The 22,137-nt window shown below is 52.4% G+C and carries 20 protein-coding genes and 4 pseudogenes; 16 read left to right on the forward strand and 8 right to left on the reverse strand.

The genetic code is table 11. The features are described from left to right. Positions 1-167: 167 nt before the first annotated feature. The 11 genes and pseudogenes from SK62_RS09615 to dbpA all read left to right on the forward strand — a co-directional run bounded on the left by SK62_RS09615 (position 168) and on the right by dbpA (position 10,586). Positions 168-1,784 carry a peptide ABC transporter substrate-binding protein gene (locus SK62_RS09615; RefSeq protein ID WP_033486876.1) on the forward strand — a complete coding sequence of 539 codons (1,617 nt, stop codon included), beginning with the start codon at positions 168-170 and terminating at the stop codon, positions 1,782-1,784. A 614-nt stretch (positions 1,785-2,398) separates the two neighbouring features. Further along, positions 2,399-2,890, forward strand: coding sequence for a type VI secretion system contractile sheath small subunit (gene tssB / locus SK62_RS09620; protein WP_003856899.1), 492 nt, complete (start codon positions 2,399-2,401; stop codon positions 2,888-2,890). A gap of 34 nt (positions 2,891-2,924) precedes the next feature. Continuing rightward, positions 2,925-3,626, forward strand: a pseudogene (locus tag SK62_RS09625) (type VI secretion system contractile sheath domain-containing protein); the annotation flags it as partial. Continuing rightward, a pseudogene (locus tag SK62_RS22665) lies at positions 3,623-4,168 on the forward strand (AAA family ATPase); the annotation flags it as partial. The pseudogenes SK62_RS09625 and SK62_RS22665, both read left to right, overlap by 4 nt. Then, positions 4,165-4,950: pseudogene (locus SK62_RS09630) on the forward strand (type VI secretion system Vgr family protein); the annotation flags it as partial. The pseudogenes SK62_RS22665 and SK62_RS09630, both read left to right, overlap by 4 nt. A gap of 181 nt (positions 4,951-5,131) precedes the next feature. After that, positions 5,132-5,710, forward strand: coding sequence for a VasL domain-containing protein (locus tag SK62_RS09635; protein ID WP_181008178.1), 579 nt, complete (start codon positions 5,132-5,134; stop codon positions 5,708-5,710). A gap of 28 nt (positions 5,711-5,738) precedes the next feature. Further along, positions 5,739-6,227 (forward strand): hypothetical protein, encoded by a 489-nt coding sequence (locus SK62_RS09640; RefSeq protein ID WP_039270655.1) that lies wholly within the window; start codon positions 5,739-5,741, stop codon positions 6,225-6,227. 296 nt (positions 6,228-6,523) lie between these two features. Continuing rightward, on the forward strand, positions 6,524-7,654 hold the full coding sequence (locus SK62_RS09645; RefSeq protein WP_080338043.1) for a methyl-accepting chemotaxis protein: 1,131 nt from the start codon (positions 6,524-6,526) through the stop codon (positions 7,652-7,654). 90 nt (positions 7,655-7,744) lie between these two features. Further along, on the forward strand, positions 7,745-8,728 hold the full coding sequence (gene zntB / locus SK62_RS09650) for a zinc transporter ZntB (protein WP_017382256.1): 984 nt from the start codon (positions 7,745-7,747) through the stop codon (positions 8,726-8,728). Positions 8,729-9,008: 280 nt separating this feature from the next. Continuing rightward, entirely contained in the window at positions 9,009-9,155 is a 147-nt protein-coding gene (locus SK62_RS22870; RefSeq protein WP_275427718.1) for a proline-rich small protein YnaL, read from the forward strand. A 57-nt stretch (positions 9,156-9,212) separates the two neighbouring features. Further along, on the forward strand, positions 9,213-10,586 hold the full coding sequence (gene dbpA / locus SK62_RS09655; RefSeq protein ID WP_017382257.1) for an ATP-dependent RNA helicase DbpA: 1,374 nt from the start codon (positions 9,213-9,215) through the stop codon (positions 10,584-10,586). Between the two features lie 43 nt (positions 10,587-10,629). On the opposite strand, the gene ttcA is transcribed toward dbpA, so the two are convergent. Further along, positions 10,630-11,565: a tRNA 2-thiocytidine(32) synthetase TtcA gene (ttcA, locus tag SK62_RS09660; RefSeq protein ID WP_001186974.1), complete on the reverse strand. Its 936-nt coding sequence runs from the start codon at positions 11,563-11,565 to the stop codon at positions 10,630-10,632. Positions 11,566-11,614: 49 nt separating this feature from the next. Next, a pseudogene (locus SK62_RS22225) lies at positions 11,615-11,812 on the reverse strand (tyrosine-type recombinase/integrase); the annotation flags it as partial. 70 nt (positions 11,813-11,882) lie between these two features. Between SK62_RS22225 and SK62_RS23175 the strand changes: the two are divergent. From SK62_RS23175 to SK62_RS09675, 3 genes are all read left to right on the forward strand, one after another. Then, on the forward strand, positions 11,883-12,014 hold the full coding sequence (locus tag SK62_RS23175) for a hypothetical protein (protein ID WP_255248861.1): 132 nt from the start codon (positions 11,883-11,885) through the stop codon (positions 12,012-12,014). Between the two features lie 219 nt (positions 12,015-12,233). Next, positions 12,234-12,431: a hypothetical protein gene (locus SK62_RS09670; protein ID WP_000790642.1), complete on the forward strand. Its 198-nt coding sequence runs from the start codon at positions 12,234-12,236 to the stop codon at positions 12,429-12,431. A 2-nt stretch (positions 12,432-12,433) separates the two neighbouring features. Beyond that, a complete protein-coding gene (locus SK62_RS09675) occupies positions 12,434-12,856 on the forward strand; it encodes a GFA family protein (protein ID WP_032648425.1) in 423 nt (140 codons plus the stop codon). 34 nt (positions 12,857-12,890) lie between these two features. Here SK62_RS09675 and ompC read toward each other — a convergent pair whose 3' ends face one another. Both ompC and nifJ read right to left on the reverse strand, forming a co-directional pair. Next, positions 12,891-14,006, reverse strand: coding sequence for a porin OmpC (gene ompC, locus SK62_RS09680; RefSeq protein ID WP_045339863.1), 1,116 nt, complete (start codon positions 14,004-14,006; stop codon positions 12,891-12,893). A 385-nt stretch (positions 14,007-14,391) separates the two neighbouring features. Further along, the gene (nifJ, locus tag SK62_RS09690) at positions 14,392-17,916 is read right to left on the reverse strand and encodes a pyruvate:ferredoxin (flavodoxin) oxidoreductase (protein WP_045339861.1); all 3,525 of its coding nucleotides are present in this window, start codon (positions 17,914-17,916) and stop codon (positions 14,392-14,394) included. A gap of 270 nt (positions 17,917-18,186) precedes the next feature. On the opposite strand from nifJ, the gene SK62_RS09695 reads away from it, so the two are divergent. Next, positions 18,187-18,453: a putative hemolysin gene (locus tag SK62_RS09695; protein WP_003856935.1), complete on the forward strand. Its 267-nt coding sequence runs from the start codon at positions 18,187-18,189 to the stop codon at positions 18,451-18,453. Position 18,454: 1 nt separating this feature from the next. Here SK62_RS09695 and hslJ read toward each other — a convergent pair whose 3' ends face one another. From hslJ to SK62_RS09715, 4 genes are all read right to left on the reverse strand, one after another. Then, positions 18,455-18,892, reverse strand: a complete 438-nt coding sequence (hslJ, locus tag SK62_RS09700) for a heat shock protein HslJ (RefSeq protein ID WP_045329918.1) — start codon at positions 18,890-18,892, stop codon at positions 18,455-18,457. A gap of 123 nt (positions 18,893-19,015) precedes the next feature. Then, positions 19,016-19,144, reverse strand: coding sequence for a DUF2474 domain-containing protein (locus SK62_RS09705; protein ID WP_017382264.1), 129 nt, complete (start codon positions 19,142-19,144; stop codon positions 19,016-19,018). Continuing rightward, on the reverse strand, positions 19,144-20,154 hold the full coding sequence (gene cydB, locus SK62_RS09710) for a cytochrome d ubiquinol oxidase subunit II (RefSeq protein ID WP_045329916.1): 1,011 nt from the start codon (positions 20,152-20,154) through the stop codon (positions 19,144-19,146). Before cydB ends, SK62_RS09705 begins: the two co-directional genes overlap by 1 nt. Positions 20,155-20,159: 5 nt before the next feature. Further along, on the reverse strand, positions 20,160-21,554 hold the full coding sequence (locus SK62_RS09715; protein ID WP_032103603.1) for a cytochrome ubiquinol oxidase subunit I: 1,395 nt from the start codon (positions 21,552-21,554) through the stop codon (positions 20,160-20,162). Positions 21,555-21,947: 393 nt separating this feature from the next. Here SK62_RS09715 and SK62_RS09720 point away from each other — a divergent pair, with 393 nt between their 5' ends. Further along, positions 21,948-22,136, forward strand: coding sequence for a cold shock small protein YmcF (locus SK62_RS09720; protein ID WP_017693360.1), 189 nt, complete (start codon positions 21,948-21,950; stop codon positions 22,134-22,136). Position 22,137 lies beyond the last annotated feature (1 nt).

The raw sequence follows: 22,137 nt of genomic DNA on the forward strand, positions 1-22,137 counted from the left end.
AAAGTCACTTCTGGCAGTGTTGTGCAAAAGCCGCGCTTAATCAAATAGTTTCCGTGTGTGTGGAAAATTGCCTGACATCAACTTTCCGGAGGAAGCATTTGCATTTCTCCGTTTCGAAACAAATAATTACGCATCTGCCTGTTACCTGACATCATTAAGGGGATCGTATGAAGCATCCTGTTTCGCTTCTTTGTACTGCGCTGTGGCTGTGCGGGCTTTCTTCACTTTCATATGCCGCGGAGGTTCCCGAAGGAACGGTTCTGGCGCAAAAGCAGGAGCTGGTTCGACATATTAAAGATGAGCCCGCTTCGCTCGATCCGGCAAAAGCGGTGGGGTTGCCCGAGATACAGGTGATCCGCGACCTCTATGAAGGGCTGGTAAATCAGAACGAAAAAGGGGAGTTAGTTCCCGGCGTGGCGACGCGCTGGCAGAGCAATGACAACCGCGTCTGGACGTTCACGTTGCGGGATAACGCTAAGTGGTCTGACGGAACCCCGGTGACGGCACAAGATTTTGTCTATAGCTGGCGTCGTCTGGTTGATCCTAAAACAACGTCACCTTTCGCCTGGTTTGCGGCGCTGGCGGGCATTAACAATGCCCAGGCCATTATCGACGGCAAAGCTGCTCCGGATACCCTCGGCGTGACGGCGGTGGATGCTAAAACGCTGCGCGTGCAGCTGGACAAACCGCTGCCCTGGTTCAGCAATCTGACGGCTAATTTCGCGTTTTATCCTGTTCAAAAGGCCAATGTGGAAAGCGGTAAGGAATGGACGCGCCCTGGCGCGCTCATTGGCAACGGTGCGTATGTGCTGAAAGATCGCGTGGTGAATGAAAAACTGGTGGTTGAGCCGAACTCTCATTACTGGGATAACGCCAGGACGGTGCTTAAAAAAGTCACCTTTGTGCCGATCAACCAGGAGTCCTCAGCGACCAAACGCTATCTGGCGGGCGATATCGATATTACAGAATCGTTTCCGAAAAACATGTACCAGAAGCTGCTTAAAGATATTCCGGGTCAGGTATATACACCGCCACAGCTTGGGACCTATTACTACGCGTTTAACACGCAAAAAGGCCCAACCGCGGATGCCCGCGTACGTCTCGCGCTCAGCATGACTATCGACAGACGTATTATGGCGGAAAAAGTCCTGGGGACCGGCGAGAAACCGGCCTGGCATTTTACTCCCGATGTCACTGCGGGTTTTACGCCGGAAGCCTCGCCATTTGAGCAGATGACGCAGCAGGAGCTGAATGCGCAGGCGAAAACGTTGTTGCAGGCGGCAGGCTATGGCCCTCAGCGGCCGCTAAAATTAACGCTGCTGTACAACACGTCTGAAAACCATCAGAAAATTGCGATTGCCGTCGCATCCATGTGGAAGAAAAATCTGGGTGTTGACGTTAAGTTGCAGAATCAGGAGTGGAAAACCTACATCGACAGCCGCAATACCGGGAATTTTGACGTCATCCGTGCATCGTGGGTAGGGGACTACAATGAGCCGTCGACATTCCTGTCGCTGCTGACCTCCTCCCACAGCGGGAATATCTCACGATTCAACGATCCTGCTTACGATAAGATTATTCATCAGGCGACGCTCGAAACTACTGAAAAAGCGCGTAATGCCGACTACAACATGGCCGAGAAGATCCTCACCGAGAAAGCACCGATTGCCCCTATTTATCAGTACACCAATGGCCGTCTCATCAAGCCATGGGTTAAAGGTTATCCGATAAATAACCCAGAGGATGTTGCGTACAGCCGTACAATGTATATTGAAAAGCACTAAAAAGAGCTCAGGGCGCTACGTGATTATGGTTAACATCCATTAACCGCATAAGCGCCCGCTCTCAGGGTTGATAGTTTTACAGCCTGGTTATTTCCGAATATCCCCTTCATATCAGCCCATCACTCATTGTCATGATGAATATCTTCAGAGAGATTCTTCCTCCCGTTTATCGAAAAACGCGTAGTCATTTATTCGCCATTCCTGTAGCAGTGTAGTCATTACTGTTTTTAAGATTAAATTTGTCCGATACAGGATTTTTTCATATTCAGGCCATTTATTGAATTAAAACCTTATTTCTCTGCACTGTTACGGGACGCGTTAATAAATGCATTGATGTAAATCAATTATTCAACCTCATGGAACAATAAGTTCAATATTTCCAATCAAAGCAGTCATTTCTGCCAAATTAATGTGAATAAATAGTTAATTTTTACTGTGTATCATGTATCTATGGCATTTATGAGTACAATGATTTAGTGGAATATTCTTAAGAAAAGTCTAATTGTAGATCTTTGATCTGGAAAGTTGATTTTAAATGGGCTTTTGCTCTAATATGGTTTTGTAAAGAAACGTCACTCACTTAACATTTATTTCTTTTAAAGAAAGGGACTGCTATTGCCGATTCATTCCAGAATGAGGTGCCCAAGGCACGCATAAACTTAAAGCTGGCTCTGCATACAGGTGGCGCGCAGAAGAAAATCGAACTGCCGCTTAAACTCCTCACCGTCGGTGATTTCAGTAATGGAAAAGAGAATCGCCCATTATCGGAAAGGGAGAAAATTAACGTCAATAAAAATAACTTCAACAGCGTACTTTCGGAATTTAACCCGGAAGTGAATCTGACGGTTCCTAACACAATGGCCGGGGATGGTTCGGAAGAAAGCATAAAACTGAATTTCTCCGATATTAAGGATTTCGAACCTGAACAGGTTGCCCGCCAGATCCCCCAGCTCCGCGCCATGCTGGCCATGCGTAATTTATTACGCGACCTCAAATCCAATCTCCTTGATAACGCCACTTTCAGAAAAGAACTCGAGAAAATTCTTAAAGACCCGGCGCTGTCTCAGGAATTACGCGACGAAATGAGTGCACTGGCCCCGAAATAAGCGGCATGTGTAATTTAATGGATTAACCGGGAATATGCTGATGTCTGTGAATACTGAAACCGCCTCCGCGCAGGGGCAGACCACCGTACTGGAAAAAGAGGGCGTTTACGCCTCCCTGTTTGAAAAAATCAACCTGACCCCGGCCTCCAGCCTGGGGGATATCAATGCGTTTCTGGATGACGCCGCGCTTTCTGACGCTCCGGCGGGTGAACGCCTGACGGCGGCGATGCAGGTGTTTATGGACTGCATCCGCAAATCCGGTCAGCCGGTGGAGAAGCTCGACAAAACGCTGATTGACCACCATATCGCTGAGCTGGATTTCCAGATCAGCCGTCAGCTGGATGCCGTAATGCATCACCAGGAGTTCCAGAAGGTGGAGTCCCTGTGGCGCGGCCTGAAGCAGCTGGTGGACAGCACCGACTACCGCCAGAATGTGAAAACCGAAATTCTGGATGTGTCGAAAGAAGATCTGCGTCAGGACTTTGAAGACGCGCCGGAACTTATCCAGAGCGGCCTCTACTGGCACACCTATACCGCCGAATACGACACCCCGGGCGGCGAGCCGATTGGCTCCGTGATTTCATCCTATGAATTTGACGCCAGCCCGCAGGATGTGGCGCTGCTGCGCAACATCTCTAAAGTGTCAGCTGCCGCACATATGCCGTTTATTGGCTCTGTCGGTCCGAAATTCTTCCTGAAAGATTCGATGGAAGAGGTCGCTGCAATTAAGGATATCAGGTGTTTGACCGAGGCTTCATGCGCGACGGCGAGGGGCGGGAAATTGACTTCCGTAACACGGTGATTCTGATGACCTCCAACCTCGGCAGCGACCTCATCATGCAGATGCTGGAGGAGCAGCCGGAGGCGACAGAGCCGGACCTGCATGAACTGCTGCGTCCTGTCCTGCGGGACCACTTCCAGCCCGCGCTGCTGGCGCGCTTCCAGACGGTGATTTACCGTCCGTTGGCAAAGGCAGCGATGCGTACCATTGTGGAGATGAAGCTGAATCAGGTGAGCAGACGCCTCAACCGTCACTACGGTATGACTACCCATATCAGCGAAAGCCTGTACGACGCACTGACTGCCGCCTGCCTGCTGCCGGATACCGGTGCGCGCAATATCGACAGCCTGCTGAACCAGCAGATTCTGCCTGTGCTGAGCCAGCAGCTGCTGATGCATATGGCAGCGAGGCAGAAGCCGCATACCCTGACGCTGGGCTGGGATGAGGAAGAGGGCATAGTGCTCGAGTTTGACCGGACAGAAGGTGAGCATGCATGAGCAGTAATCTTCCCTTACGATTCAGCCACAGCCATCACCTGCTGTCGGTGAAGGGCTGCGATGCAGAGCTTGATGTACTGGCGTTTGAGGGTGATGAAGCCCTGAGCACACCGTTCAGCTACCGTACTGAATTCACCAGCGCGGACCATGCCATCAGCAAAGAGATGATGCTGATGAAAGCGGCTTCCCTGACGCTTCAGGCCCCGGTTGACCAGGGTTACGGCATCAAAATACAGCAGCCGGTGCGGGTGATTCAGGGCGTGGTCACGGGTTTTGAACGTCTGGGTACCTCAAAGGATGAAACCCGTTACGCAGTGACGCTTGAGCCGCGTCTGGCCCTGCTCAGCCGCTCGCACCAGAACGCCGTCTACCAGGATATGTCCGTCCCGCAGATTGTGGAGAAAATCCTGCGCGAGCGCCACGGCATGCGCGGCCAGGACTTCCTGTTCTCACTGAGTAAAGAGTATCCGCGCCGTGAGCAGGTGATGCAGTACGCTGAGGACGACCTGCACTTTATCACCCGCCTGCTGGGCGAGGTCGGTATCTGGTTCCGCTTCACCACCGACACGCGACTGAACATCGACGTGGTGGAGTTTTACGACAGCCAGCAGGGGTATGAGAAAGGCCTGACTCTGCCGTCGGTGCCGCCGTCAGGGCAGCACTCACAGGGGGTGGACTCGGTGTGGGATATGGAGTGCCACCATAACGTGGTACAGAAGGAGGTCAGCACCTGCGACTACAACTACCGTCAGGCCTCGGAGGATATGAACACGGCACAGGACGAGCTGACACTGATATGCGGAGGCGGCTATATCAAAATCAACGGCGGAAATGTTGAGATTGGTGGTCCGGGTAAACTGCTGATTAAGAACACGGGTACCCGCGAAGCAGTGGAAGCCATTTGCTGCGGGTATGTTGTTCATGCTGGTGGCTGCCAGCATCGTCGCAGTGGGATGGCAGACGATGCATGCGCCAGATTCAGTACAAACTCAGCTGGCCGCGTCCCTGACTCCTTTACCTGAAGGACTCTCTACAGCACAGTTGCAGGCGCTGCAACAAACGTCACCGCCACCTGAACCGGGGATCAGCAAGACACAGCAGCTGTTAGCGCAGCTTTTATACCTGAAACCAGACTGGGCAGTAAGCTACGGCGACCATCTGGTGCAGCAGGCGCTGACGCTGTGGCCTGAAGAGGCCAAACCCCTGGCGCAACAGTGGCACAAGCAGATTAGCGTTGCCGGACTTGCAGAGTCAGAGCTGAATGGCTGGCATCAGGGAATGACGCAGTTACAGCAGTTGACGAACAGGCTAAACGCGCTGGATGAACAGAAGGGGAAGTACATGACGGTCAGCGAACTGAAATCAGCCGTGTTTGCCATGTCGCAGTCCTTCAGCCATACCGTTCCGCTTGAGGAGCAGCTTCGTCTGCTTTCCATTTTACCTGCCGGGCAACCCCTGTCAGCAGCGCAGCTAAACCAGACCGAACAGCATCTTCAGCAGTTGATTGCCAGCTATGCCCTGCTGAAGCACCAAAAAGAATAATGAGACTGGCGAAAAACACGGAGTTGTCATGTCAGCAAGAGAGCGTTTTTTTAAGAAAGTGCAACAGAATATCGGGGACAAACCAATCTATGTTAATACGGCTGAGGCCGAAGTCAGGGCGTTTTGTGAGAGGATGGAGGATCTTGCGCAGCAAATCATTACATGGTTTGAAGGTTCTGGTATTGAAATATTTTTATCTAAAAAACATATCACCGATTTAAGTACGGTTGGCTACAGCCTCAGTAGCGGTATATGTCGTTATGCCATTACGACGATCATTTTGCAAAATGGGGATCGCAGCGTCACCATTATGCCAGAACAGGTGATCAGGGGGCCGGAGAAGGGGTGTGTGACGATGAGTATTAATGTCCCCGATAGTCTGTCGGGGGCGAGTATATTCCATTTAAGCATGGCGCCTGATACAGGCTGGTATATTCGTCGCGGGCATCAAAGTGCAAAAGAGAATATTCTCATGAATGAGGACTGTTTTTTCCAGACTATCGACTGTCTGGCCTGAACGTAAGCCACTCTAACGGGAGGGCGCGTATTAACTACGTTAATTTATTAAGCACCACTAAACAACGGCGCCCTACAGTACCCCTCCTTAAATATATAATTGCCATTTTTGAAGGGGTATCAGCAACCAAACGACAAGCCAGACATTTAGCGTAAAACATGCTTTTTGTCCGCCTTAAGTAAAACTGCGCAAATCAAACTGCAAAACAACAAACCAGCGACGAACGTGAGGACAAATTCGTATGGCAATGCTATAACCCTTAATGCCAACCAAAATATAATGTCCCAGGAAAACGTATGCTAAGAAATATTAGTGTCAGAACGTTCATTGTCTATTTCCTTTTATGTGTATTTTTGGTAAGTGATGGAGTTATAGCGCTATTTTCACGGAATTCTTCGCTTTTTATTGCAGTCATAATTGTACAATTCATCGCCTTATTTTTACTCTGGGCGTACATGACCAAATATCTTGTGATGCCGATCAATACGGTGAAAAAAAGCATTGAAGAAGTGACGTCAGGCAAACTTGGCGTGTCGATACCTGAATTTGGCAACAACTGTGCGGGACGACTGATCCCGGGGATTAACAGTCTCTCCAGCAACATTGCAACGCTGGTTCGTGAGATCCGCGCCTCCTCGCAAACCGCGATGACCCTGTCAGATCAACTCTCTTCACGCAGCGCGCAGCTTTCCGTCAAAACAGAACAGCAGTCAGCTTCGCTGGTGCAAACGGCAGCAAGCATGGAAGAGATGGCTGCAAGTACAAAAAATAATGCCGACAATACCCGTTTAGCCAGCGAGCAGGCGAATATCGCGACGTTACAGGCGCGTAAAGGCGGAGAATTAATGGGGCAGGTCGCGAACAATATGCAGTCGATTACCGACTGCGCCCAGCAAATGACAGAGATTATCTCGCTGATTGACGGTATCGCTTTTCAGACCAATATTCTGGCGCTTAACGCCGCCGTTGAAGCGGCAAGAGCGGGCGACCATGGTAAAGGGTTTTCTGTGGTCGCGGGTGAGGTGAGAAGCCTGGCGCATCGTAGCGCCGAAGCGGCAAAAAATATTAAGTCACTGATTGAAGTTACCAGCCATAACGTGACGCAGGGCGTTAACGTGGTCTCTGAAGCCGAAAAAAACATGCATGACATTGTTACCGGTTCGGGCAATGTGAGCAGACTGATGGATGAAATATCCGCCTCAACATCAGAACAGGAAAAAGGTATTTCACAAATTACGCAGGCATTGTCAGAGCTTGAACGCGTAACGCAGAGCAACGTGTCGATGGTTGAGGAACTCAATGGGTCGTCAGATGTGCTGCGCAATCAGGTGATTGAGCTCCAGACACGAACACGTAATTTCCGTCTGGAAAATGAGTTCCAGACTGATAATGCATTAAAAAGCCGCGAATGGGCGGTGAATTCCTGAACGTATTCAGGACGATGCCTCACATAATTATTGCTTAACCCTCGGCGAAAGCTAGACTGACACCGAAAGAGATAAAACGGTGGAGGCGCTGTGGAGAGCATTAAAGGGTCTGAGGTTAACGTACCTGACGCAGTTTTTGCATGGGTGTTTGATGGACAAGGCGGCGCAAGGCCGCTTGAAGATCAGGATCACATCGACAGCGAACATCCATGCTGGCTGCACCTCAACTACACGCACCCGGACAGCGCAGAGTGGCTCGCGTCCACGCCGCTACTGCCCAACAACGTTCGGGATGCGCTGGCGGGAGAAAGTCTCAGACCCCGCGTCAGCCGGATGGGTGAGGGGACGTTAATTACGCTGCGTTGTATAAACGGCAGTACGGATGAGCGTCCGGATCAGTTGGTGGCAATGCGTGTTTATATGGATGAACGGCTGATTGTTTCCACCCGCCAGAGAAAAGTGCTGGCGCTGGATGACGTCATTAACGATCTGAAAGAGGGCACCGGACCTACGGATTGCGGCAGCTGGCTGGTGGATGTGTGTGATGCGCTGACCGATCATGCCAGCGAGTTTATAGAAGAACTTCACGATAAAATCATCGATCTGGAAGATAACCTGCTCGATCAGCAAATCCCCCCACGTGGTTTTCTGGCGCTGCTGCGTAAGCAGCTCATCGTGATGCGCCGCTATATGACCCCTCAGCGCGACGTTTATGCGCGGCTGGCCAGCGAACGCATGAGCTGGATGAACGATGATCAGCGCCGCAGAATGCAGGATATCGCTGACCGGCTCGGACGTGGACTGGACGAGATTGACTCATGTATTGCCAGAACGGCAGTCATGGCGGATGAGATAGCCCAGGTGATGCAGGAGTCGTTAGCCAGGAGAACGTACACCATGTCGCTGATGGCGATGGTCTTTTTACCGAGTACCTTCCTGACGGGGTTGTTTGGCGTAAACCTCGGAGGGATCCCCGGCGGTGAATATCACTATGGCTTCACCACGTTTTGCGTCATGTTAGTGGTTTTGATTGGGGGTGTTGCATGGTGGTTGCATCGTAGTAAATGGCTGTAAATTTACGCTTTTCTGAGGCAGAGTCGGCTTCAAAACGACATTTTAATTGAGCGAAGTCAATAAACTCCGACCATGTTAGGTGCAATATTACTCCCGCAGGTGAATGCAACGTCAAGCGATGGGCGTTGCGCTCCATATTGTCTTACTTCCTTTTTTTGAATTACTGCATAGCACAATTGATTCGTACGACGCCGACTTCATAGTCGGCTTTTTTTTGCCTCCTGTTTATCTGCGTCTACCCTTTAGGAGTAAGCACCCTAATCTGGAGGAAAAGATGAGTATGCTACTTGCCCTGCAACGCCTCAACACCTGGCAGTCCGATCCGGTGCCCACCGATCCGACGCCGATACCCGATCCTGTCCCACGTCCGCAGCCGATGCCGGATCCGCCGCCCGATGAAGAACCGATTAAATTGTCGCATCGTTAGCGCAGATCTGCGAGGATACGCGCCATCTGACTGCAATCATTACCACGAGAGTATATTGTGACCGCTTTTTCCACGCTGAACGTTCTGCCTGAAGCCCAACTGACTAACCTGAATGAGTTGGGCTACCTCACTATGACCCCTGTCCAGGCCGCCGCGCTGCCGGCTATCCTTGAAGGCCGTGACGTGCGCGTGCAGGCGAAAACCGGCAGTGGAAAAACGGCTGCATTCGGGCTAGGCCTGTTACAACACATTGATGCAACCCTGTTTCAGACCCAGTCCCTGATACTCTGCCCGACGCGCGAGCTGGCCGACCAGGTCGCGGGTGAGCTGCGTCGTCTGGCGCGTTTTTTGCCTAACACTAAAATTTTAACGCTCTGCGGCGGGCAACCGTTCGGTGCGCAGCGCGATTCCCTTCAGCACGCGCCGCATATCATTGTGGCAACGCCGGGCCGTCTGCTCGATCACCTGCAAAAAGGCACCGTTTCACTCGATGCACTGCAAACGCTGGTGATGGATGAAGCTGACCGCATGCTGGATATGGGCTTCAGCGATGCGATTGACGAAGTGATCCGCTTTGCCCCAGCCACACGCCAGACGCTGCTCTTTTCTGCCACCTGGCCAGAGGCGATAGCGGCGATCAGCGGGCGCGTGCAGAAGAACCCGCTGACCATTGAAATCGATACTGTCGATGCGTTACCGGCGATTGAGCAGCAGTTCTTCGAGACATCGCAGCACGGCAAAATTCCACTGCTACAAAAATTGCTGAGCCAACACCAGCCAGCGTCCTGCGTGGTGTTCTGTAATACCAAAAAAGATTGTCAGGCGGTGTGCGATGCCCTGAATGATGCGGGACAGAGCGCATTATCGCTGCATGGCGATCTGGAACAGCGCGATCGCGATCAGACGCTGGTGCGTTTCGCTAACGGCAGCGCACGCGTGCTGGTTGCAACGGATGTGGCGGCCCGTGGCCTGGATATTAAATCGCTTGAGCTGGTGGTGAATTTCGAACTGGCATGGGATCCGGAAGTGCATGTCCACCGCATCGGGCGTACCGCGCGCGCAGGTAACAGTGGTCTCGCCATCAGCTTCTGCGCACCTGAAGAGGCGCAGCGCGCCAATATTCTTGCGGAAATGCTGCAACTGAAACTCAACTGGGTGAATACCCCTGGTAATATCAGCATCGCTCCGCTGGCGGCGGAAATGGCCACCCTGTGCATCGACGGCGGTAAAAAGGCCAAAATGCGTCCCGGTGACGTTCTGGGGGCGTTAACTGGGGATATCGGTCTCGACGGGGCAGATATTGGCAAGATCACGGTCCATCCTGCGCATGTCTACGTAGCGGTACGCCAGTCGGTTGCGCATAAGGCCTGGAAACAGTTGCAGGGCGGGAAGATTAAAGGGAAGACCTGCCGCGTTCGACTGCTGAAATAAGCTTAAAACGCGTCTCAGAAATGATATCTGAGACGCTCCCAGGTTACTTGACTTCTACCACGTTCAGGCGCAGTTCATCGAATTGCGCATCCTCTTCCTCTGGCTGCCACCCAGCAGGCTGCATCGGGATCTCTTCGCGGTCAAACGCCAGATCCCCGCCATTCACCACCTCTGAACCGTGGTTAATCCCTTTGAAATCGAACAGTTCAACGTCGGCCAGGTGCGAAGGCACCACGTTCTGCATGGCGCTGAACATGGTTTCGATGCGGCCCGGATAGCGTTTATCCCAGTCACGCAGCATGTCGCCAATGACCTGACGTTGCAGGTTCGGCTGTGAGCCGCACAGATTGCACGGAATGATAGGGAAGGCTTTGGCCTGGGAGAAACGCTCAATGTCTTTCTCGCGGCAGTAGGCGAGTGGGCGGATCACGATGTGTTTGCCGTCGTCGCTCATCAGCTTCGGTGGCATTCCCTTCATTTTGCCGCCATAGAACATATTCAGAAACAGCGTTTGCAGAATGTCGTCCCGGTGATGACCAAGCGCAATCTTGGTGGCGCCCAGTTCGGTTGCGGTGCGGTACAGAATGCCGCGACGCAAACGTGAGCAGAGCGAGCAGGTCGTTTTGCCCTCTGGGATCTTCTCTTTAACAATGCCGTAGGTATTCTCTTCTACGATTTTGTACTCAACGCCCAGGTTCTCAAGGTACTCCGGCAGGATATGTTCCGGGAAGCCGGGCTGTTTCTGATCGAGGTTAACCGCGACCAGGGAAAAGTTCACCGGTGCGCTTTGCTGTAGATTGCGCAGGATCTCCAGCATGGTGTAGCTGTCTTTACCGCCCGACAGGCAGACCATGATGCGATCGCCTTCTTCAATCATGTTGAAGTCTGCAATGGCTTCGCCCACGTTACGGCGCAGTCGCTTTTGCAGTTTATTCAGGTTGTACTGTTCTTTCTTGTTAATTTCTTGATTTTGTTGCATCTATTCGTTACTCAGATCTCAAATGGGGCACAGGGTGAGGAAAACGATTTCAAAGCGTCAGCTTCGTGTTCATCTCTTCTATCCATGTAGCATAGATTTCATACACCATCTGCGCATTTACGTGCCCCATCTGGTTAGCGATAAAAGACGGGTTTGCGGCTACCGGTAAAAACCAGCATGCGAAAGTGTGTCGTGTATGGTACGGATTGCAGCGCCGAATGCCAGCACGATTTACAAATGAGCTCCACAGGAGAAGTTTGGTTAAGACTGAAGGGTTGTCTACACTTACAGCTTACGCAGTAAAAACGGAGGTGAAAATGACTGACCGTCCCGTTAATGGTGACCATCCTGATTATAATCCCAGCCCGGATAACCCGGAAAAGGATGGAAGAAAAGCGAAAGATGATCCTGGCTCAGCGCCTGAATCAGGCGATAAAGATCCAGAGTAATGACCTGCCGCCTTTTCGAAGGCGGTTTTAACACCCATTCGGCCTCTCTACGCGCACCGCTATTCATGTTGTCCTCATCAACGTTGTCTGATAACCGCTCAGCACCCCTCCTGTTTTGCCTGGCGAACAGCTGAGATAAAGCACGGATCTCATTCCCGCGTACCAGCGCGTTTTACATTTCTCCTGCTACGCTTTTGAGGGGGACAAGGGAGCGCTTCTATGAAAAATAAAGACGAGCAGACAGGATTAGTTGGGCTGGCGATTGGTGCCGCCGTTATCGGGCTGGTTTCATCCCAGAAGATCATCAACCGTGAAAGTATTGTCGCTGAGCTGGTAAGGCTCGGCAGGCAGAAGGGGGATGGTGTCGAAGATGAGGTCTTTTTAAAAGCGGCTGAGTTAGTGAGAAAAGGAGTATAACAATGGCTGATATTCGTCATGCACAGTGTCATTGTGGGGCGGTGAAATTTACGGTTGAGCTGACGGACGGCCTGAATACCGCACGTCGATGTAGCTGCTCGTTTTGCAGGATGCGTGGGGCGGTAGTGGTTTCAGCGCCTTTGACGGGCATTAAGGTGACGCAGGGCGCGGACACGCTCACAGAGTACCGTTTCAACACCGGCACGGCGCGCCATTTCTTCTGTTCGATTTGCGGTATTTACACGTTCCATCAACGACGTTCCAATCCCAATGAATATGGTGTGAATGTTGCCTGTCTGGAAAATGTCACGCCATTCGACTTCCCGGAAGTGGTGGTAATGGATGGAGTTAATCACCCTATGGATGGCGACAGCGGAGTATTTGGCTATCTCTCTTTCCGCAAAGAACAGGCGAAACAGCGATAAAAATTAGCCCGCAGATCGCTGCGGGCTAACGGGATTAGAACTGGTAAACCAGACCTAACGCTACAATGTCATCCGTACCGATGCCATTGTTTTTGTAGAACGAATCATCTTCATCCAGCAGGTTGATTTTATAATCAACATAGGTGGACATGTTTTTGTTGAAATAGTAGGTAGCACCGACGTCAGCGTATTTCACCAGATCTTTATCGTCCTGGCCATTGCCCAGGTCTTTACCTTTGGACTGTAAATAGGAAATAGCCGGACGCAGACCGAAATCGAACTGATATTGTGCGGTGACTTCGAAGTTCTGGGTTTTGTTTGCCACGGTGTTTTCGTCATGAGCATCACCGTAAGGCGTCATATTACGTGTTTCGGAATACATCGCCGCCAGATAGATGTTGTTTGCATCGTATTTCAGACCAGCAGTCCATGCATCCGCTTTATCACCACCCGCAGTGGTATGCATTTCCTGATCGTTGGTACGGTCAGATGACGCATATGCCGCGCCCGCGCTGAAGCCCATGCCAAAATCATAAGTCGCGGACAGACCATAACCGTCGCCATTCTCATGACGTACATCGCGGCCGTTATTGGTGCCTTCCTGATTGTTGCTGGCATCTTCATTATTACCCTGATACTGCACCGCGAAGTTCAGACCCTGCACCAGACCAAAGAAGTCGGTGTTACGGTAGGTAGCCACGCCGTTTGCACGACCGGTCATAAAGTTATCGGCATAAGTATAAGAGTCGCCACCAAATTCTGGCAGCATATCGGTCCAGCCTTCAACGTCGTACAGGACGCCATAGTTACGGCCGTAATCGAAGGAGCCGTAATCGCCCACCTTCACACCCGCGAAGGCCAGACGCGTCCAGGACTGATTGTCAGAACCTTCGGTGTTGTTTGCCTGAATGTTGTATTCCCATTGTGCGAAGCCGGTCATCATGTCGTTGATTTGGGTTTCACCTTTGAAGCCCAGTCGCATATAGGTTTGATCGCCATCTTTAGACGCGTCGTCAGAGAAATAATGCAGACCATCTACTTTGCCATACAGATCCAGTTTATTGCCGTCTTTATTATAAATTTCAGCTGCGTGAGCGGCGCCAGCCATTAACAAAGCGGGGATCATCAGTGCCAGTACTTTTCTTTGCATTTTGATTATTCCTTTGCAGTTATTTTTTTATTACTTCGTGAACTTTCCGGGCTGGAAAGCTGTCCCATGCTAAATCACTCTGACGGCGGATGAATAAAATATAATTGTTACGGGTTAAGTAAAATCCAAACTAAATGATGCGGTAGAAATAACGATTGATGCCATGAATGAATTATTATAATCAATACAAAATAAAAATTATTAATTACGTGGAAAACAAGGTAACCTCCACGCCGTTATATGCCTTTAAGATTTTTTCATCCATAATTCCCGTGAATATTGTTCAGAACATTGAGGCAATTTTCACCGATCTTCTGGATTCGCCCGGTGCACGTGCATCGGGCTTTTTTTGGCAAAAAAATGCCCGGACAAGCCGGGCATAAAGTTATTCACTGGTCGATTTTTCGGCTTTCCCCGCCAGTTGCGCCAGGAAGTCATAACGCTTCTGTAGATCCGCTGCCGCATCCTTCCATAGCTGCTCTGCCACTTCTGGCTGTTGAGCGTTCAGCCTGCGGAAACGCTGCTCCTGAAGTAAGGTTTCGGCAAGGGCGTCTGACGGCGGACGCGAATCCAGCGCCAGCGGCAATTTCCCTTCATCGGCACGGCGCGGGTCGAAGCGGTACAGTGGCCAGAAGCCGGTTGCGGTGAGCTGACGCATCTGGTCGTGGCTGAGCGCCAGATCGTAGCCATGTTCCTCACACGGACTGTAGGCGATAATCAGCGACGGCCCTGGATACGCTTCCGCTTCCTGAATGGCTTTCACCGTCTGGTTGAGCTGCGCCCCCAGCGAAATCTGCGCGACGTAGACGTGTCCATACATCATCATGCTGACGCCCAAATCTTTACGCGCCTTGCGCTTGCCGTGCTCACCAAATTTCGTGACCGCCCCCAATGGCGTTGCTTTCGAGGCCTGTCCGCCGGTGTTGGAATAGCACTGAGTATCAAGCACCAGAATATTGACGTTTTCGGTCAGGCTCAGGACATGATCAAGACCGCCGAAACCAATATCGTAGGCCCACCCGTCGCCGCCGATCAGCCAGACAGATTTTTCAACCAGCGCGTCAGCATCAGTCAGGAGTTGTTCAGCCCCTTCAACACCCTTAAGCGCGTTGCGCAGTTCAGCAACCTGCGCGCGACGAACGTCAGGTGTGGCCTCCGCATGCAGGGCATCATTCAGTTCTGCCGGGATCTTATCGGCAAACTGTGCCAGCAGACGCATTACGCGGGCGCGGTGCTGATCGACCGTCAGACGGAATCCCAGACCAAATTCTGCATTGTCCTCGAAAAGCGAGTTTGCCCACGCCGGGCCGCGACCGTTCGCGTCGGTGGTGTATGGCGTAGACGGCAGGTTACCCCCATAGATTGACGAGCAGCCCGTCGCGTTGGCAATCAGCATTCGGTCACCGTAAAGCTGAGTGAGCAGTTTGATATACGGTGTTTCGCCGCAGCCGGAGCACGCCCCGGAGTACTCGAAGAGCGGGGTGATGAGCTGCGAGGTACGAATGTCAATGCGTTCCAGCTTGTTGCGATCGATTTCAGGCAGGTCGAGGAAGAAATCATAATTCACTTTCTCTTCTTCAACATGTTCAAGACGCGACATCATATTGATGGCTTTGATTGACGGGTCCTGACGATCTTTCGCCGGGCACACCTCGACGCACAGGTTACAGCCGGTACAGTCTTCCGGCGCCACCTGTAGGACATATTTCTGACCACGCATATCGCGGGATTTTACATCCAGCGAGTGCAAACTTTCCGGTGCGCCATCTAACGCTTCTGGCGACACCACTTTGGCGCGAATGGCGGAGTGCGGGCAGGCCGCCACGCAGTGGTTGCACTGGGTGCACAGCTCTTCTTTCCAGATAGGGATCGCTTCGGCAATGTTGCGTTTTTCCCAGCGGGTCGTACCCATCGGCCAGGTGCCGTCAGGCGGAAGCGCAGAGACGGGAAGGGTGTCGCCCAGTCCGGCAAGCATCGCCGCCGTGACGGTTTTGACGAAATCCGGGGCGGCGTCAGACACCACTGGCGGCCGGTTCGGACTGCTGGCATTGACCGGCTGCAACGGCACCGCGAACAGCGATTCGCGGGCCAGCGCCAGCGCCTGCCAGTTGCGCTCAACCAGTTCCTGACCTTTGCTGCTGTAGCTTTTGGCGATTGCACCCTGAAGCTCCATCAGCGCGCTGTCGCCCGGCAGAATATTGGTCAGGTGGAAGAACGCCATCTGCATAACCGTATTGATGCGCGCCGCCAGGCCGCATTCGCGGGCGATCTTCGCGGCGTTAATGACATACAGGCGCGCCTGTTTCTGGTTAAGCACCGCCTGCACTTCCTGGGGCAGGCGTGCCCAGACCTCGTCGGCGCTGTAAGGGGTGTTGATCAGGAAAATACCGCCGGGCTTCAGGCGCTCGGCCATCTGATATTTATCAATGAACTGGAGCTGGTGACAGCCAACAAAATCCGCCTGAGAAATCAGGTATGCCGAGCGGATCGGGTGTTCGCTGACGCGCAGATGGGAAACGGTCAGTCCGCCCGCTTTTTTGGAGTCGTAGACGAAATACCCTTGCGCATACCACGGCGTAGAGTTGCCGATAATTTTGATGTTGTTCTTGGTTGCCGAGACGCTGCCGTCGCTACCCAGACCGTAGAACAGCGCTTCCAGTTTCGCAATCGAGGGCAGGGTGTTTTCCGGCAAGGGCAGAGAAAGGTTAGTCACGTCATCATAAATGCCGACCGTAAAGCGCGGCTTCGGTTTTGCCTCGCGGAGTTCAGCAAATACCGCCAGGACGCACTCCGGTCCGAACTCTTTGGAAGACAATCCATAACGCCCGCCAATGACGCGCGGCAGCGTTTCGCGCTCACCGCGGTTAAACGCCTCAGCCAGAGCGGTCATCACATCCAGATAAAGTGGCTCAGCCTGTGCGCCAGGCTCTTTGGTGCGGTCCAGTACCGCCACTGCACGCGCGCTATCCGGCAGGGCTGCGAGCAGGTGTTTCGCTGAGAAGGGACGGTAGAGGCGAACTTTGAGCACGCCAACTTTTTCACCACGCGTCAATAGCTCATCAACCACCTCTTCACAGGTGCCAATGGCGGAGCCCATCAGGACGATCACGCGCTCGGCCTGCGGATGCCCGTAATATTCAAACGGCTTATATTCGCGGCCCGTCGCAGCGGCAAAATCGTCCATCGCCTGTTCAACGTGCTCATAGACCGCGTTGTACCACGGGTTTGTCGCCTCGCGGGACTGGAAATAGGTATCCGGGTTCGCAGAGGTACCCCGGATCACCGGATGTTCCGGATTGAGGGCGCGAGCGCGATGCGCATCGATGTCAGCCTGCGGCAGCAGATTCAGAAGGGTGTCGTCCGGCAGCGGAACGATTTTATTGATCTCGTGGGACGTGCGAAAACCATCGAAGAAATGAATAAATGGCACTCGGCTTTTCAGCGTGGCGATATGCGAAATCAGTGCGAAGTCCTGCGCTTCCTGCACGCTGCTGGCGCAGAGCATAGCGCAGCCGGTCTGACGCACGGCCATCACGTCTGAGTGGTCGCCAAAAATAGAGAGCGCGTGAGTGGCTACGGTGCGTGCGGCAACGTGCAACACAAACGGCGTTAATTGCCCTGCCAGCTTGTAAAGCGTGGGGATCATCAACAGCAGCCCCTGAGACGACGTGAACGAGGTCGACAGGGCACCGGTCTGCAACGCACCATGCACGGTGGCAATGGCACCGGCTTCGGACTGCATCTCTACAACCCGCGGGACATCGCCCCAGACGTTTTTTATCCCATTACCAGCCCAGGCGTCAGCCTGTTCAGCCATCGTGGAGCTGGGAGTGATGGGGTAGATGGCGATCACTTCGCTGGTACGAAACGCAACAGACGCGACTGCACCATTGCCGTCAATAGTTTGCATAGGACAACACCCTTACATTGCGCAAAAAGAGGGGCCTGAAAAACGACGACAGACCCTGAATATTATCTGTGTATTTTAGCAAAGCTCAGGTTTTACGATTTTCGCTTTTGTGTTTTTGGTATGCGCTGTATCAATGACTCGATGGCTACTCGCGTTAAAAAATTGCGAGAAATTGTTACTAGGGCGCATAAATACGCACATCCGCTCTCGACGATGCGGCGCGTGATGCCTATTATGCATAGGTTTCGCTTTATTTATGGGGAGGAAGGTATGCGTTCAGCATTTTGGGTCGGATGTGCCGCGTTACTGTTGTCGGCATGCAGCAATGAACCTGTACAGCAGGCGACAGCGGCACACGTTACGCCGGGTATGCGAGCGGCGATGTCCAGTTCAGGTCAGGCCAACTGCGCAATGATCGGCGGTTCACTCTCCGTTGCCCGTCAGCTCGACGGCTCCGCCATCGGCATGTGCGCATTGCCAAATGGCAAACGCTGTAGTGAGCAGTCGCTTGCCGTAGGTTCGTGCGGAAGCTACTGAGTTATTCAACTCGCTTAAACATCAATGACTTATTGGCTGTCGCCAGGGTTAACTGGTCTTCGGTCAGGTCTACCTGTGCGCCTGTGCGTAGCATATCAGCGATGGTCTGATCCAGTTCATTTAGCTGCGGCTCGGTGCAGAGTTTCCGCGTCATTGCCAGCGTTTTGACCGTCAACTCTCCTTCGGACAGTTTCCCCTGGCCATTGAAGCCGTTGCACATTGTGCCGGAGACGACAATGTTGTTAATCAGGCTGATATTGGGTTGCGCACTGAAGCGAATTTCAGGCTGCGTTTTCCCGCCTTTAACCGCTTTGCCATCCACATTTTCCAGAACGAAACGATGATTCTCTAGCTGTTCGGTCTGAACGGAGGCTTTACCAGGATTAACGCATCCAGCCAGTGCGAGGCTGATTAAACTTACTGCCGCGAGCTTTTTCATTTTTTTTCTCAAACTATCAATACCGTAAATATTTTTTCAGTGTAACCATACCCTCCTGGGTGTTAATGGGGTTTATCTGAAAGTGCGGGAAGGGACTGGGCGGCGGCGCACCCGGTCAGTGAGTTAGTGCGATTTAAATCCGGCTGCGGTCATCAGCATTTTAAAGAGCATACTTACGCAGGCCAGCGCCAGAACGCTGCCGCCCCAGATGATGGCAAGCCACATCAAACGTTTCCATACAGGTTGTTGCATCAGTGATAACCCTCCCCATGCTGTACTTTTCCGCGAAAAACGTAATAACTCCAGAAGGTGTAGACCAGAATCACGGGAATGATCAACAGTGCACCCACTAACATAAAGCCCTGGCTTTGGGCTGGCGCAGCGGCCTGCCAGAGGGTAATGTCCGGCGGGATGATATGCGGCCAGATGCTGATCCCAAGCCCGCTAAACCCAAGAAAAACCAGCCCTAACGTCATGATAAACGGCAGAGTATGGCTCGCAGGATCGTTCAGGCAGCGCCACTGGCACAGACTCAGGATCGCAACCAGCGCAGGAACGGGCAGCAGATAAAACAGATTCGGCAGCGTAAACCAGCGCGCAGCAATAGCTGGTTGGGCGAGAGGGGTCCAGATACTGATTACTGCAATGAATACCAGAAGCAGGAGCAGAAGCACTTTCGATACCTGACGCATCCGCTGTTGCAGGGCATTTTCGCTTTTCATTACCAGCCACGTTGAACCTAACAGCGCGTAAGCCACCACAAGACCCGCACCGCAGAAAAAATTGAACGCGGTAAACCAGTCAAACGGACCACCGCTGTAAGCGCGACCAGTGACGCTGAACCCATGGATGACCGCGCCGACGGTGATGCCCTGGCTAAAGGTCGCCACAATTGATCCGCCAATAAAGGCCTTATCCCAGAACGGGCGGTGCGCCGGAGTGGCCTTGAAGCGAAATTCGAAGGCGACGCCACGAAATATAAGCCCGATCAGCATTATTGTCAGTGGAATGGTTAGCGCGTCGATGATAACCGCATAGGCGAGAGGAAAGGCGCCAAACAGGGCCGCACCGCCAAGCACCAGCCAGGTTTCGTTGCCATCCCAGACGGGAGCCACGCTATTGACCATCACGTCGCGGTCGTCCGCATTCGGCGTTGCCGGAAACAGGATCCCTATCCCCAGATCAAAACCGTCCATCACGATATACATCAACGTGGCGAAAACGATAATCACGAACCAGATAATGGAAAGATCGATACCCATTACGGTTACTCCTTAAATTCAGTGGTGACGGCAGAAAGCGGACGAGCAGGGCGGCCATCGGATTCAGTCGCGAAGGATTCATGGGGCTGCGGCCCTTTTTTAATCAGACGCACCATATAGCTGTAACCCACGCCGAATACCGCGGTATAAACCACGAAGAAGGCCAGCAAACTGACGCTCATGTGCAGATCGCCATGCGCGGAAACCGCATCCTTTGTACGCTGTAGACCATAGACGACCCAGGGCTGGCGGCCGACCTCCGTTGTTACCCATCCGGCGAGGATCGCGATCAGCCCGGACGGCCCCATCAGCAGGGCAAACCACAGGAAGGAACGTGAGGTATAAAGGCGCTGTTTATAACGCAGCCAGATTGCCGTCACGCCCAGGAGCAGCATCAACATTCCCAGGCCGGCCATGATGCGGAAAGACCAGAAGACAATGGTGGCGTTCGGGCGATCTTCTTTTGGGAACTCCTTCAATGCCGGAACCTGTTTATCGAGACTGTGGGTCAGGATCAGGCTGCCGAGAGCGGGAATTTCCAGGCCAAAACGGGTCCGTTCCTGCTCCATATCCGGCCAGCCAAATAGCAGCAGTGGGGTAGGCTCACCCGGCGGATTCTCCCAGTGGCCTTCTATGGCGGCTATTTTCGCTGGCTGGTGTTTTAAGGTGTTAAGCCCGTGCATATCCCCCACCAGCGCCTGGACTGGGGCCACGATCAACGTCATCCACAACGCCATGGAAAACATGGTGCGAATAGCGGGCGTATTGTTTCCGCGCAGCAAATGCCAGGCCGCGGAAGCACCGACAAACAGCGCGCTGCTGAGAAATGCCGCTATCGACATGTGCAGCAGGCGGTAAGGGAAGGAGGGGTTAAACACCACGGCAAACCAGTCCACCGGAACGACCTGACCGTTGATGATTTCATACCCTTGCGGTGTCTGCATCCAGCTGTTTGACGAGAGGATCCAGAACGTAGACATGAGGGTCCCCAGTGCGACCATGCAGGTCGAAAAGAAGTGCAGCCCTGGCCCGACCTTATTCCAGCCAAACAACATTACCCCGAGGAACCCCGCCTCAAGGAAGAACGCGGTAAGCACTTCATAGGTCAGCAGGGGGCCGGTAATACTGCCCGCGAACTGCGAAAACCCGCTCCAGTTAGTGCCAAACTGATAAGCCATCACCAGGCCGGAGACCACGCCCATCCCAAAATTGACGGCGAAGATCTTCGACCAGAAATGGTACAGCGAGCGCCAGACGGGATTTTTTGTTTTCAACCACAGCCCTTCCAGCACGGCGAGATAGCTCGCCAGGCCAATGGTTATCGCCGGAAAAATTATATGAAAGGATACGGTAAAGGCGAACTGTATTCGCGCAAGATGAAACGCATCTGGACCAAACATGCACTGCCTCAATGTTAAACGGTGTACTGTTATGATAGAGAGGCGGCAAGTGAGATATCAGAAGCAGAAATCGATAATTTATTTATAACAGTTGTGGGAACACCTGAACTTTATCTGGCTGATATAGGTAACAAGGAAGAATAAAAAATTTCTTTTTATGATTTTTACGCATTAAACAGCTTGCTTTGTCGCCAGCAACATGCGTTAATGGATTTCTGGTTTTGAATCCAAATAAATATCTGACGTAGTTTTATAAAGCAGTTCTCATCACGTTGTGCCTCTCCGCAGCCTCTCTTGGGTCTTTATCTACATTCCGATTAGTTTTGTATCGAACCATTTATTGCCTGATCGGCTCATGAGTAATTTACGTTTTTACGTTTACAGGAGAATCCTATGACTTCTTATATCCATTTCCGCTGCCCATGCTGTCATGGCTCGCAGTACCGCACCTCAGCGTTTGATGTGTCTGACAAAAATCCCTTCGGCGCGAAATGCATTTTCTGCAAATCGTCGATGATCACGCTCGACCACCTGGCCGCAGCGCGTTCTGCTCAGAATCACATTACTGAGTACCGCAAGTAAT

Source organism: Enterobacter sp. BIDMC109 (assembly GCF_001037885.1).
GTDB lineage: Bacteria > Pseudomonadota > Gammaproteobacteria > Enterobacterales > Enterobacteriaceae > Enterobacter > Enterobacter hormaechei_C.